The following is a 15,378-nucleotide window of genomic DNA, read 5'->3' on the forward strand; positions in this document are numbered from 1 at the left end:
AATGCTTTTTATGCATCTGACAGTTGCGCAAATAGAACAATATCACGAAAACGGTTACCTGCTGCTGGAAAACGTGTTTAGTGCAGGAGAAGTAGATCATATCCGCAGGGAGATGATAAAAGTAATTGCAGAGGATAGCCCACGGCGTATATTGGAAAAAAATGGGGCTGTCCGTTCTTTTTTTGCACCCGATCATACCAACGAAACTTTCAAAAGGATCGTCTGCCTGAAACGGATGGTGATCCCGTCCAGTCAGCTGATCGGATCAGACGTATATGCCCATCAGACAAAAATTAATTCCAAGTCGGCGATGATCGGCGATTGGTGGGAATGGCACCAGGACTATACATTCTGGAAAAATGATGATGGCATGCAAACGCCGGATGTGCTCACAGCCATGATCTATCTCAGTGATACCAATGAATTTAACGGACCTATGCTGCTTATCCCCGGTTCCCATAAAACAGGTACGGTAAACGATGAGGAAAACAGCGCTCCCAATGGCGATAACGACAATGAGTGGTTTGAGAACTATAAGGCCAGCACCTTTTATATGACAGCGCTGACGGCAGATCTCAAATACACCCTGAAACAGCACGAAATTGCGAGATGGGCGGAGCGGAAAGGAATAGTATCAGCTAAGGGGCCCGCCGGTTCGGTGTTATTCTTCCATGGAAATGTATTTCATGCTTCTTCCAATAACCTGTCACCCTGGGACAGGCATACTTTCCTGGTAACCTACAACAGTACCCGCAATACATTGACTGAAGTAGAAAGACCAAGACCTGCATTTATCGCCAACCGTAATTATGAAAAAATACTCCCGCTTTATGACGGGCTATAGCTTATAAAAAATATCATCACCCGCCGATAAATCATACGCATACCTGGCATATTAGGGGATATCTATTTTTTAAGAAACTTGTAAATCAATATTTCCGATGAACGCTGATGATTATAAAACGGAAGAACTGCAACAGGCAGAGCTGATCAACGGAAACGCCGTGTTGAAGCCGGAAGACCCCGGCCTGTACCCTGTTATCGTACATTGCCTCGCTGCTGACAGTTTTGTTCACTGGCTGAAGGAGAACAAAACATTCCTGGATAACACCCTTTCAGAATATGGTGCTGTTTTATTCCGTGGGTTTCCGGTAAAAGATGTACATGGATTCCGGGAAATTTTACCGGGACTTTTTGATAAAGAAATAGCATACAAGGAAAGAACCTCGCCGCGACATCCAATAGTAGGACATGTTTACAGTTCCACAGATCATCCCAGCGACCAGGTAATCCAGATGCATACGGAATCTTCCTATGCTGCTGTGTTCCCGAACAGAATCTGTTTTTATGCACAAACGCCGCCGTTGGCAGGTGGCGAAACGCCTATAGCAGATGTCCGGAAGGTAGCCAGCTTGTTGAGCGCCGCCACCATTGAAAAATTCAGCCACCTCGGTGTTAAGTATGTACGTAACATTATGGATGGCGCCGGACTTGGGTGGAAGGAAATCTTCCAGGTAAACTCCCGGGAGGAGCTGGAAAAAGTGCTGTCAGGATCGGGTATGCAACATGAATGGGTGAAGGAGGATCATCTGCGGATAACCTGGACAAGACCCGCATTTCAGCAGCATCCTGTTAATGGAAACAAGGTATGGTTTAACCATGCTTTCTTTTACAGCAAGTCACTTATTGATGAATATATACGTGAAGTGATACCTGATGAGGAACTGCCATTTGTCAGCTACTATGGTGATGGCAGCGAAATTGAAGACCAKGTGATCCATGAAATCAGTAACGCCTACGATAAAACGAAGATCATTTTTCCCTGGGAAAAAGATGATGTACTGCTGCTCGATAATATGCTTTTTGCACACGGAAGAATGTCTTTCAGGGGAGAACGGAAAATACTCGTAGCGATGGGTAATCCGGTAGGATAAACTTCTTCATGAAATATTATTATAATGAATACAGCCGGCTTAATCCAGGAACGTATCGGGAAAAATGCAGCCAGCATACGGAAGGATAAGATCAATCGGGTACTTATTCTGTACGAGGAAGGGATTCACTATATCGGCGATGCCTGTGTGCGTTTTGATAAAATAAGGTATTTCAGATCCTTTCTCAATAATGGAATGATTACCATCAACTTCAATAAAAAGCATAGCGCAAAAATCTATAACGCACTGCTGAAGAATAACCCGCATGTACATACTTTTTTTAGCGAAGAATGGAATGATATAGATTTTACGGCATATGATGTTATATGCTGCGTGACGTACGACGAGGTGGCTATCCTGCAGTACGTAACCGAACGTTATGGAGCGGCTATTCTGAATGAGAGCTTTCATCCGGTGATTTATTCACTGTCTGATTTTATGCTGGAGCCGGAAGTCCGCAGCAGATTTGTGTTCCCGGTTTATAAAGAGTTGGTTGACTATTGCAGGAATAGCCGGATGGGTGAACTGTATGTAAGTCAGGAAGAACGGGAGGAGGCAGATCAGTGGTTAAGGGCACAGGGCTTAAAAGAGGCTGAATATCTTGTGGTCATGCTTGATTCCACTTCCGACAGGAATAAGCTGATGAAGATTAACACCTATTTTGAATTTCTTTCAGCGTTGCTTACAATCGATAATATCAGGATCCTGATTTTTGATGAAAATAATATTGGGAAAGAAGAATTTTATGGGGAGTGGCTTGGCCCCACAAGTATGAAAAAGCTAATTGTTTCAAAAGGCCGCGGCCTCAGAGAGGATATATGCCTTGTTGCCTCTCCCTATACCAAGCTGGTATTTGGCCCATGCACCGGATTGATTCATTGCGCATCCAGTGTGTTTAATAATTACCTGAACAGGGGAATGGCACGGAAAGATGTGCCTGTATTGATTACCTACACGGGAAAATACGCCAATAATACAAATGCCAGTTTCTGGTGGGCGGATGCTCCATTGGTTCACTGTTTGTTGCTGAAGGAAAGGAACAACCGGAAGGAGTTACTGCTGCTGTCGGATCTGACAGAAGAAGAGCAACAACGGAATGATTCTTTACCCTGTAGTGAATACTCCGCCAGCCTGCTGCTCGATTTTGTTTACGCCAAAATCCACTCTCCGTCGCAACCGGCGGTCAGCTAAAAATTACATTGTTATGCCTGGTCCAACGAAGCTGGATTTAAATTTACTGGAAGCAAATAAAAATGCTGTTGCCCGCGAATATTGGGACAACAGACTGGCAGGTTTTGAATGCTGTGATTATTTAGGGAACTATTCCCTGGATATCCTGAAGCTGGAAGAATGCAGCCATTATATTGTTTACACCACGCAGGCGCCGCAGCAAACGTGGGAGGAGCTGAAAAAATTTGCTGTTTCCGGTAAGGCACAGCATATTGTGCTGTTGGCTGCACTGAGTCTTTTTGTCCAGCGCTGTTCCGCTGTTGCGGATGTTATTATTTTCAATCCGGTGTACAGACAGGAGGCTTCCGGAACAGATGATCATATTGTACCTGTGAGGATGAATGAAGAGGCCGGAAGTACATTTATTGAACAGATAAAGTACCTGAAAAAACATCTGATAAATGACTTCAATCACCCGCAACGTCATGTGGAAAGTATGCTGCATATGGAGCAGCCAACATTTCGCCGGTTATTCAAAGTTGGATTGTCGGTAGAGGAAGTCCAGCACTCCGGCGCATTCGATTCCTTTCATCCGGACATCCTCTTTGTATTCAGCGGGAAAGATAGGCTGGAGCTTAGTATCCGTTGCGATACAGCCCAATTTGATACCGATAAAATCGCACAAATGGCGGTGGATTTTTTTGACTGGCTGAACAAACTTGTCACCGGTAAAGAAAAAAATCTGACAACGATTCCATTGCCATCTCCGCAGGAGAGGGAGCGTATTGCGAAAGCGTTTAATGATACATATGCCGGCTATCCACGACATAAAACAATAACGGATCTTTTTCAGGAGCAGGTTAACCGTACCCCTGATAATGTTGCGTTAAGAGTAAACAATAAACTGATTTCCTACCGTGAGCTTGACCGTAGCTCTTCTCAGGTGGCAGCATATCTGCAAACAGAGAAGGGAATTGTAGCTGGTGATCTGGTGGGCATCATGCTTGAACGTGAAGAGTGGCTGTTACCTGTTATTTTCGGTGTGCTAAAAGCCGGCGCTGCTTATGTACCGGTCGATCCATCCTATCCGCCAGCAAGAATCGCGGCCATAGCAGCAGATTCGGGCATGAAGGCACTCATTACCCGCGACCATTTTTTAACGGCTGCCCTGGAAAGTACCCCAATAGTGAGCCTTGATAATTCTACGGAACACATCTGTAGTATGCGGGCGGAATATGATCACGTAAGTGTTGATGATAAGGGGCTGGCGTATGTGATCTATACTTCCGGTTCAACAGGTCATCCGAAAGGAGTGATGATAGCACATCACTCCGTGGTTAACAGGATCTCCTGGATGCAGAAAAAATATCCGCTCGGGGAATCAGATGTACTGCTGCAAAAAACACCGATCGTGTTTGACGTTTCTGTATGGGAACTTTGCTGGTGGGCAATTTGTGGGGCCAGTCTCTGTTTGCTGCCTCCGGGTGAAGAGAAGGATCCGGAAGCCATCATCACGGCTATTGACCAGCATAAAGTCACCTGTATCCATTTTGTTCCCTCCATGCTTACGTTGTTTCTGAAACAGACAGAAGACAGTTACGGAAAACTGGATAGTTTAAAGCGGGTATTTGCCAGTGGGGAGGCCCTGAAACCAGAACAGGTGCAGTTGTTTGGAAAAACGCTTCATGCATACGCAGGTACGGCCCTGGTGAACCTCTATGGCCCTACAGAAGCTACGGTTGACGTGTCTTATTATCAATGCAATTTCAGAAATGAGGAGAGGACAGTACCTATCGGTAAGCCAATTGATAATATAAGGTTGTATATACTTGACAAAAATAATCATATCGTACCGGTGGGGGTGCCGGGAGAGCTATATATAGCCGGTGATGGACTGGCGCTGGGGTATCTCAATAACGCCGGATTGACGCAGGAGCTGTTTATGGAATATTCAGGGATATATGGTGAACGTTTGTACCGCACGGGCGATCTGGCAAAATGGCTACCTGACGGTAATATCGTTTATCTCGGAAGAACCGATCATCAGGTGAAAGTGCGGGGATTCAGAATAGAGCTGGGTGAAATAGAATCTTGTTTGTCTACCCATCAGCAGATCAGCAACTGCACCGTAATAACCCGCGACATTGCAGACGATACATGCCTGATAGCCTTTTATGTTGCGGAGTATATGATAGAAGAGGCGCAGTTGAAATCTTTTTTGGGGAATTTGCTTCCCACGTATATGATTCCTGCTCATTTTATTTATTTGCCCGTTATGCCGCTTACAACAAACGGGAAAGCAGACAGAAAAGCACTACAACAGATTCCTCTCAAAAAAGACGTTCCGGTGATAGGTCCTGCCAACGGGCTGGAAGAGAAGCTGGCGGAAATATGGGCGCGGGTACTGGGGAGAAAGCCATCTTCTGTCAGCACCAATAAAAGTTTCTTCGAACTGGGAGGAAATTCACTGAAGCTGGTGAGAGTGAATGGTATGTTCAACAGGGAGCTTCACCTGAAAACAACCGTCAACGAAATGCTGAACTACCCGACCATTGAATCTTTTGTCGCATTTGTAAACGGAGAAAATAACAACGCCGGAAACATCAGCGGCGAAGCAGCTGGAGAAGTGGAGGAAATGAGAGCAACCATTGATTTCCTGAATAATAATATCTAAATACAATGAGTAAACAAACTGGGATGGAAATAGCTGTAATCGGTATGTCGGGCCGATTTCCAGGCGCTGCCGATCTGCATCATTTCTGGAATAACCTGGTGAATGGAGTGGAATCCATCAGTCGTTTGAGTGATGAAGATTTATTGGAGGAAGGAGAAGACGCGGACATCCTGAAAAATAAAAGGTATGTAAAGGCCAGCTCTTTTATGAGCGACAAAGGATATTTCGATGCGGACTTTTTTGGTTACCGGCCGGAAGAAGCAACGCTGATGAATCCACAGATAAGGATATTTCATGAACTCTGCTGGAATGCCCTGGAAGACGCAGGATATAACGTACGTAGCAATAAAGAGAAGATTGGGCTTTTTGCAGGAGGCGCCAATGATCTGAACTGGCAGAATTATACATTTCTGGCCAATGAAGATGGTGCTGTTGATGATTTTACCGCCTCACAGCTCCGTGATACTGCTTATTTATGTTCCCGAATATCTTACCTGTTCAATTTACAGGGTCCTTCCGTGTATGTAAATACCGCCTGTTCCACTTCGTTGGTGGCCATTCAGCGCGCCTGCATGAGTCTTTTGCTGAGAGAATGCAGTATGGCTATGGCAGGAGGAATCACCGTAAATAATTTTTCAAAAAGAGGATACCTGTTTCAGGAAGGAATGATTAACTCTCCGGATGGTCACTGCAGACCCTTTGACGCAGATGCTGCAGGCACCGTTGCCGGTGAAGGTGGAGGTGTGGTGGTACTGAAAAGACTCGCCGATGCGATAAAAGACAGGGATCATATATATGCCGTTGTTCGTGGATATGCTGTCAATAATGACGGCAACAGGAAAATGTCATTTGCTGCCCCCAGTGTGGAAGGGCAACACGCGGCAATTGTAAAAGCACTCAATATGGCAGGCGTTCCGCCTGAAAGTATCAGCTACATTGAAGCACACGGCACCGGCACGGAGCTGGGCGACCCCATTGAAGTGGAAGCACTTAATAAAAGCTTTGGCGCCGCAGCAGAAAAATATTGCGCACTGGGTTCGGTAAAAAGTAATATCGGTCACCTTGATGCAGCAGCCGGCGTGGCCGGATTCATAAAAACCGTGCTGGCAATGACATACAGGAAAATACCTGCGAGCCTGTATTTTAAGAGTCCCAATCCAAGAATAAATTTCACGGACACTCCATTTTATGTAAATCATCAGTGCAGCGAATGGCATAATGAAAAATACCCTTTAAGAGCAGGCGTTAGTTCATTCGGAATTGGTGGAACCAATGCGCACGTTATTCTCGAAGAGCCGCCGGTGGAAGAAAAGTTGCATGGTACTCGCCCCTTTCAGTTGATGGTGTTGTCCGGAAAAACCAGTGCAGCACTGGAAAGAAATATTACCCGATTCAGCAATTTTTTGGAAGAAGACAGCGCTGCCAGATTGGAGGATATCGCCTACACGCTGCAAACCGGCCGTACGCCCCTTGAATACCGACGGACGATAGTCAGTGCAGACAAAGAAGATACGTTGGTGCAGCTGGCAGAAAATCCGCCTGCCAGTCCCGTCTCCGTTGAAAATAAAAACAGGCCCGCAGTAATTTTTATGTTCCCCGGTCAGGGCGCTCAGTATGCCGGCATGTTCGATGACCTGTATGAGGGAGAAAGCATTTTTAGAGAAGCAGTAGATAAATGCCTGGCTGTTGTATTAGACAAATGTGGAAAAGATCTGCGGCCGGCGCTATTATCTGATTCATTAAACGACACCGGAATAAATAATACCGCCATCGCACAACCGGCATTGTTCATTATGGAATATGCGTTGTCGCAGTTGCTGATGGCCTGGGGAATACATCCTGATGCCATGATAGGGCACAGCATCGGAGAATATGTAGCTGCCTGCGTTAGCGGAGTATTTTCCCTGGAAGATTCCCTTGTGCTGGTAGTCAGAAGAGGAGAACTCATGCAGCAGGTAATGCCTGGCGCCATGCTGGGGATTTCTATGGCGGAAAGTGAGTTGCGCCCATTGATGAATGGCAATAGCCATATATCGCTTGCAGCCGTCAATAGCCCTTCCTTATGTGTGGTGTCCGGGGTGAAAGAGGAGATACTTCACTTCAGGGAAAAACTGGACGGCCTTGGATACAACAGCCGGGTATTGCATACATCGCACGCATTTCATTCCTATATGATGGATGAAATACTCGATGCCTTTGCAGAAGAAGTAGGAAAAGTGAGTATAAGAGCAGGAAAGATTCCTTTTATATCAAATCTTACCGGTGACTGGGCTACCGTGATTCATCCGAAATACTGGGTAGACCACCTGCGTAATACCGTGATGTTCAGACAAGGGCTGGAGATTTTACTGGAGAACAACAACTGTTGTTTTATTGAGGTCGGTCCGGGAAACACGTTGAGTACTTTTGTCCGGTCAAATACATTTCGCACCAAAAATCATAAAGTTATTCCGCTGTTAAAACACGCACATGATACCGGCAATAATCAGCGACATCTGCTGAAAGGTATCGGAGAGTGCTGGTTGCACGGTATTAATCCCGACTGGAATGCCTTTTACCGGGATGAACAACGGAGAAGAGTATCGGTTCCTGTTTATTCGTTTGAAAAAACAGCATACCCGGTGATCGTGGATGCCTATAAAATGATCCGGGAAAGAACAGTAACAGAAAAGACAGATAAAGATCCTGACCTCCTCAATTGGTTTTATACACCGGTATGGAAACTGTGTGAGCCTTCCAATACCACGGCGTATACAATCAGCGGACCGGTATTATTGCTGGCCGATGATGATGGTGTTGTTGACAATTTGCAGGATAAGCTTCGGGAGCAGGGAGCACCTGTTGTTTTGGTGAAGAGAGGAACACACTTTCGGGAGCTATCGCCAGCAGCCTGTGAAGTCAATCCGGGGGATACAAAAAGTTTCATGGAATTATTCGAATGGTTGTCCGGCAATAGCCTGATGCCGGAGCGGATTATCAATGGATGGAGCATTACCGGAAATACATCGGATGCTTTTTCTGATGAAAAATATACGCAATGTTTCTACGGCTTTATTGAACTGATAAAAATATGTTTCTCAGAGGGGAGCACGTTGAATAAACAATTGGTATTGTTGACAAGCAACGTATTCGATGTACTGGAAAAGGATGCAGATCCTGGTATACAACCGCTGTCGGCCGGATTACTGAAAGTAGTCGGGCAGGAATATCCCGGTATACGCACCTGCCACCTGGATATCAGTCTCACAGAAGAAGTGAATGATTATTCCGGTATGCTGCTTGGTGAGATCAGCATGAATGATACCGGCAAAGTAATTTGTTTACGTGGAGGAAGGAAATGGGAACAACTGTATGACAAAATGCGGATAACTCCCGGTGAAGCCGGGTGGCCATGTAAGCAGGAAGGAGTATATCTGGTTACAGGTGGACTGGGAGCGTTTGGTTTCCATATTTCAAAATATTTGCTGCAAACGTTCAATGCCAATATTCTGCTGCTGGGTCGTAGCCCGATGCCAGATGGAGAAAGCCGCCATGCAGGAGAGCAGAAAATGCTGGATCGCTACGCCGCGCTACAACAGGAGCCCGGAGCAGTTATGTACGTAGATTGTGATATCGCTGATACCATTGCGCTCTCGGCTGCGGTGCGTGCTGCAGAAAGCAGGTTGGGGCAGGTGAATGGCGTTGTACATGCTGCAGGCATCATCCGTGGAAAATCCATCAGTGCTTTAAGTGAACTGACAAAAGCGGATTTCGAAGAACAGTTTGCGGCGAAGGTTACAGGAGTACGCGCACTGGAGGCGGTGTTTGCAGACAGGCACCTCGATTTCTGTCTGCTGGTTTCTTCTCTGTCTGTTGTATTGGGTGGTCTTGGTTTTTCAGCCTATGCGGCAGCCAATACTTTCATGGATCTTTATATCCGTTCACAACGTAACAAGGGAAAGCTGAAAGGCTGGATGACGGTAGATTTTGATGCCCTGAGTTTTGATGAACCTTCTGAAAAAGCGATTACTACCAGTGAGCTGATTAACGCTACCGGGCACGCATTGAGGAACCCGCAGCTTCCACAGGTAGTGGTGGCCGTCAGTGATCTGAGTAAAAGGATCGAAAACTGGGTCAGCATGAAAAATGGGGTGGCCGGAAAAGAGGCGTCTGCAGGTATTGTACAGGATACCGCCGGTCGTAACGGTGATGAATATACGTATACAACTGCAGACAACATCGGAGTCAGACTGATGCACTTGTGGAAAATGTTTTTCGGGAAATCTGACATCGGGGCCGGAGACGATTTCTTCGACATAGGAGGTGACTCCCTGAAGGCCCTGACTATGATCGCGCGTATCAAAAAAGAATTCAATATAGAATTATCAATAACCAGCTTCTTCAGGTTATCCTCCATACAACAACTGGCGGCGCATATAGCGGACCTTAAGAGCCAGGAGGAGGTAGAACAGCACAGGCAGCAATTACACGACCAGGAACAGTTCATCTTTTAATTTTCCAGTTACCATCTTGAAATCATTGTTATGATAAATGATAGCATGTTATCAGCCCCGGAAAACTGCACGGCTAACAAAAGGATACTTTTGTTGTCATTGCCGTTCTGGACACCATCCATACCGCCACTGGGTATTTCGCTGTTAAAATCCCTGTTGCAGGAAAACGGCTTTGACGTACGTACGCACGATGCGAACATGGATTTTGCGTTTCGGGAAATTTACGGAGATTATTTTTCCGTAATAAAATCGGTGGTGCCGGCCTATAACCAGGGCAATTTCTTTAACATCGGTATGGATGTGATGAGAAATCAAATGCTGGCACACATCAACTATACCGACCGACAGCATTATTCCAGTCTGATAAAGGAGATTATCCGCCTTCACTATTACTGTGATATTGATGACAACAGTATTGATCAGCTGATATCAATCCTGGACGAGTGTTTTGTACAGCTGAAAAATTTTATAACGGAACAGATTGCCGATTATCAACCGACAACCATTGGCCTCTCGGTTTTCAGTGGTAACCTGGCTTCTTCCGTGTTCTGCTTCAGGGAAATCAAAAAAATAAATCCTGAAATAGAAACTATTATGGGAGGTGGCACCTTCTCTATGGAGCTGGCGATCAACAATCCAAATTTTGAAAGACTGCTGGCGAAAGAAGGAAAAAATATCGACAAATTTTTTGTAGGTGAAGGCGATCTGCTGGTGCTCAGGTATTTTCAGGGCATGCTGGACGGCAATAAAAAAATATACCAGCTTGCTGATTTGCCGGGCAAGAATCTGCAGGTAACAGATATACCGGTTCCTGATTTTAGTGATCTGGACATTGATAAATATCCCCAGATTGGCTACTGGACTGCCAGAAGCTGTCCGTTTCAATGCAGTTTCTGTTCTGAAACGATCTACTGGGGAAAGTACAGAAAGAAAGGTGCTGAAAAGATGGTGGATGATATGACCCTGCTCAGTGGAAAATATGGCAGCCAGATTTTTATGATGGGTGATTCTCTCCTGAACCCCGTTATAGATCAGTTGGCCCACGAAATGATCAGGCAGAACACGGCCCTCTATTTTGATGGTTATTTAAGAGCCGATCCTCCTGTATGCAAAATTGAAAATACCCTTCTCTGGCGCAAGGGAGGGTTATATAGGGCTCGTCTTGGTGTTGAAAGCGGCTCTCCCGGAGTACTGGAGATCATGAACAAAAAAATCAGTGTGGAGCAGATCAAAGAGTCGCTCCGTGCGTTGGCTGTTGCAGGCATAAAAACAACCACCTACTGGATCGTTGGGCATCCCGGTGAAACCGAAGAGGACTTCCAGATGACGTTGGATGTAATTGAAGAAATGGCAGATTTCATCTGGGAAGCCGAGCCTAATCCTTTTGGTTACTATCTGACCGGACAGGTTAATTCCGATAAATGGATGTCCGCCTATAAAAGACAAACTATTTTCTCTGAAGAGTATACGGAAATGCTGCAGGTGCAAACCTGGGAAATGCAGGGATGTGAACCCGTTCGGGAAGAAATTTACCGCAGGGTAAACAGATTTGTTGAACATTGTTATAAACTCGGTATCCCTAATCCATATTCCGAAAAAGAAATTTATGATGCAGACGTCAGATGGAAAAGACTGCATGCCAATGCAGTGCCTGCATTGGTGGAATTCCGGAACAAGGAAATAATCATTAACGACTTCTCAGGTGTTACAGACGGAACGCAATCCGATAATCTTTCTGCAGAAGTAGATTTTATCTTTTAAAGCTGAACAACAGGCTATGACAACAGATGAGATCATACAGGAATTAGTTTCCAGGGGAGCAAAATTTGAGGTATCAGATGATAAGCTCAAAGTGATGCTCAGTAAGGAGAAAATGACGGCCGATATGGCCAACCTGATAAAGGAAAACAAACAGGAGATCATCAGGTATATTAATGCCAGGCAGAATAACCGTATCCATCCTGCTACTACTAAAGAATACTACGCCACATCCCCCGCGCAGAAAAGGCAATACTTTTTACATGAACTGTATCAGTCTTCCCTGGCTTACAACCTGCCGCACACCAATAAAATTGAAGGCGAGATAACAGTGGAACGCCTGCAGGACGTATTCGAAAAGCTGATTGCGAGGCATGAAAGCCTGCGTACCAGCTTCCGCCTGATGAACGGTGATCCTGTACAGGTGATATCGCAGGAAGTGGATTTTCGAATAGAACATTGCAAGGCGACGGAAGCGGAAGCAGATGATATTATACGGAAATTCGTGAGACCCTTTGACCTCGCAGTTGCCCCGCTGATGAGGGTTGGACTTATAGCGCTCAGCGACTGTGAATACATACTCATCGTGGATATGCACCATATCGTAACGGATGGTGTATCACATGTGTTGCTGCTCAATGACTTCATACAACTCTATCATGGCAACCAACTGCCGGATGTGGTATTACAGTATAAAGATTATGCTGAATGGCTGCATAATAGTGAACAGGAACACATCAAAGCAAAGCAAAGAAAATTCTGGCTGGACAGATTTGCAGATAATAACAACGGATTTGATCTGCCGGTTGATTTCAGCAGACCGGCCATTAAAGACTATCAGGGTGACAGAATACATTTTTCGCTAAGTCCCGGGCAGACAGCGGCACTACGGGCTTTCACCAGGGCGGAAAGCGCTACCTTGTTCATGACGTTGCTGGCTGTTTATAATGTGCTGCTAAGTAAATTAAGCGGCCAGGAAGATGTGGTGGTCGGCACTCCCGTAACAGGACGTTCTCATTCAGATATGGAAAATATCCTGGGCATGTTTGTGAATATTCTGCCACTGCGTAACCGCCCCGAAGGAGGACTGAGCTTCAGGCAATTTTTAGCGGAGCTGAAAGCAAATACGCTTGCCTGTATCGATCACCAGGACTTTCAGTATGAAGAACTGATTGATGCATTGAAAATTGACCGTAATCCCGGTAGCTATCCACTGATAGACATCATGTATGTTCATCATGGATTTAAAAACCCGGAAATGGAATTCCCTGGTCTTACACTGACGTATTATCCTTATAGCAGTAAGGTATCCAAGTTTGACCTGATGCTTACAAGCGTCGAAAGTGAACACCAGGTTAACTTTGAGGTTGAATTCTCTACAGCATTGTTTAAGCCGGAAACAATTGTCCGTTTCACTGATTTCTATAAACAGGTCTTAATAGCCGTAACCGAGGCTCCGGATAAAAAACTGGCGGATATTGTGCTTCGCAATACAAATGAAAAAAATGGAGGCATAAATAATTTTAATTCCCTGCCGCTGAATTACCAGGCAAGAGAAACGGTAGTTGATCTGTTTGAAAGACAGGTATTGGAACACCCGCATCAGATAGCAACCGTATGCAATGGTAACACCACTACTTTCGTAGCACTGCAGCACCAAATGGATAAAATAGCTGTCTGGCTGCAGCAGGAATACCAGCTTGGAAAAGGTGATTTAGCCGGTATCCTGCTGGAGCGTGGAGATCTTATGATCCCTGCAATACTTGCTGTATTAAAGGCAGGGGCAGTATATGTACCACTGGACCCGCATCATCCTGCAGACAGGATCAACGCCATCATACAGGATGCCGGATTGAAAGTGCTGATAACGAGTGGTGATGATGCCGATTTGCCTGCCGGTACCCGTCTTGTAAATATAGAAAAGACAACAGGCACAGCAGATCAGCTACATCAAGGTCCGGTTGCGGTAGATATTGCAGGAACAGATCCGGCGTATGTTATATACACCTCCGGATCCACTGGTAAACCCAAAGGTGTCAGCATACAGCATGCGGCCCTGAACAACTATATCAGCTGGGCCGCCGGCGCATACCTGCAACACGAAAAAGGGTCGTTCCCATTGTTTACTTCCGTTGCTTTCGACCTGACCATCACCTCCATTTTTGTACCCTTGATTACCGGTGGCACCATACATATTTATCCGGAGAGCGACCATCATTTTCCGGTTGATCAGGTGTTGTCAGATAACCAGTCATGCATAGTAAAACTGACTCCTTCTCATCTGAAACTGTTAAAAGAATCTTCTTTTTTCCACAATATGGATTATAAAAGTAAGATCAAACGGTTGATCGTGGGAGGGGAAGAACTGACGACGCAGCTGGCCAAAGAAATACATCAGCTATTCAACGGAGAAATAGAGATATATAATGAGTATGGACCTACAGAAGCCACTGTCGGCTGTATGATACACCGTTTTAATATTGATCGGGATACAGGAAGAACAGTACCCATAGGAAAGCCGGCTGCCAATACGAGGATTTATCTGCTGGACAAATACCTGCATCCTGTTCCGGCAGGAGTGGTCGGTGAAATATTTATAGCAGGCGCTGGTCTTGCTGAAGGATATCTCCACAACATATCTCTTACAAAAGAACGGTTCCCGGAGAATCCACATATCCGTGGAGAGCGGATGTATAAAACCGGAGATCTGGGAAAATGGTTGCCGGGAGGCGATATAGAGTTTGTAGGGAGAAGGGATAGCCAGGTGAAAATCAACGGATACAGGATAGAAACAGGAGAAATCGAAAGCTATTTGACTGGACATGATGACATCAAAGAAAGTGTGGTAATAGCCAGAAACAAGGAGGGTGAAAAATATCTTGTTGCCTATTATGTAGCGCTTAACACTATTGATGAAAAGCTCCTGCGCGAGTATCTGCAACAGCGATTACCGGACTATATGGTGCCGGCCTATATTATCAGGCTGGAAAGTTTGCCACTGACACCTAATGGGAAAACAGATATAAACGCGCTGCCGGCGCCACAGACCGGAGAATCAGAGCAGGGCGCTGCTGCTTCCAATGAAACAGAAGAACGCCTGGTATTGATATGGTCTGAGATCCTGCGGATTGACAGCAGCAAAATAGATGTCAACGCAAATTTCTTTGTATTGGGAGGGCATTCACTGCGTACCTACAACCTACTGCACAGAATTGAAAAAGAATTTGATGTCAGGATTCCCCTGCTCACTTTCTTCGAGAAGCCTACCATTAAAGAACTACATACGAATATTCTTGTAGCGAGATTATCACAGAAAGCAAACAACAACTATAACAAAGTAAGTATTTAA

The 15,378-nt window shown here is 45.4% G+C and carries 7 protein-coding genes; all 7 read left to right on the forward strand.

All coding sequences use genetic code 11. From position 1 onward, the window contains the following. Window positions 1-10 precede the first annotated feature (10 nt). The 7 genes from AB4Z08_RS31975 to AB4Z08_RS32005 all read left to right on the forward strand — a co-directional run bounded on the left by AB4Z08_RS31975 (window position 11) and on the right by AB4Z08_RS32005 (window position 15,378). Complete coding sequence (locus AB4Z08_RS31975; RefSeq protein WP_441577850.1) at window positions 11-844, forward strand: phytanoyl-CoA dioxygenase family protein; 834 nt, start codon at window positions 11-13, stop codon at window positions 842-844. 97 nt (window positions 845-941) lie between these two features. Further along, window positions 942-1,934, forward strand: coding sequence for a TauD/TfdA family dioxygenase (locus AB4Z08_RS31980; RefSeq protein ID WP_441577851.1), 993 nt, complete (start codon window positions 942-944; stop codon window positions 1,932-1,934). A 24-nt stretch (window positions 1,935-1,958) separates the two neighbouring features. Continuing rightward, window positions 1,959-3,125 carry a hypothetical protein gene (locus AB4Z08_RS31985; RefSeq protein ID WP_441577852.1) on the forward strand — a complete coding sequence of 389 codons (1,167 nt, stop codon included), beginning with the start codon at window positions 1,959-1,961 and terminating at the stop codon, window positions 3,123-3,125. A 13-nt stretch (window positions 3,126-3,138) separates the two neighbouring features. Then, a complete protein-coding gene (locus tag AB4Z08_RS31990) occupies window positions 3,139-5,778 on the forward strand; it encodes a non-ribosomal peptide synthetase (protein ID WP_441577853.1) in 2,640 nt (879 codons plus the stop codon). A gap of 5 nt (window positions 5,779-5,783) precedes the next feature. Continuing rightward, on the forward strand, window positions 5,784-10,271 hold the full coding sequence (locus AB4Z08_RS31995; RefSeq protein ID WP_441577854.1) for an SDR family NAD(P)-dependent oxidoreductase: 4,488 nt from the start codon (window positions 5,784-5,786) through the stop codon (window positions 10,269-10,271). Between the two features lie 45 nt (window positions 10,272-10,316). Continuing rightward, window positions 10,317-12,032, forward strand: coding sequence for a B12-binding domain-containing radical SAM protein (locus AB4Z08_RS32000; RefSeq protein ID WP_441577855.1), 1,716 nt, complete (start codon window positions 10,317-10,319; stop codon window positions 12,030-12,032). 16 nt (window positions 12,033-12,048) lie between these two features. After that, window positions 12,049-15,378, forward strand: coding sequence for an amino acid adenylation domain-containing protein (locus AB4Z08_RS32005; protein WP_441577856.1), 3,330 nt, complete (start codon window positions 12,049-12,051; stop codon window positions 15,376-15,378).

Source organism: Chitinophaga sp. RAB17 (genome assembly GCF_052114225.1).
Taxonomy (GTDB): domain Bacteria; phylum Bacteroidota; class Bacteroidia; order Chitinophagales; family Chitinophagaceae; genus Chitinophaga.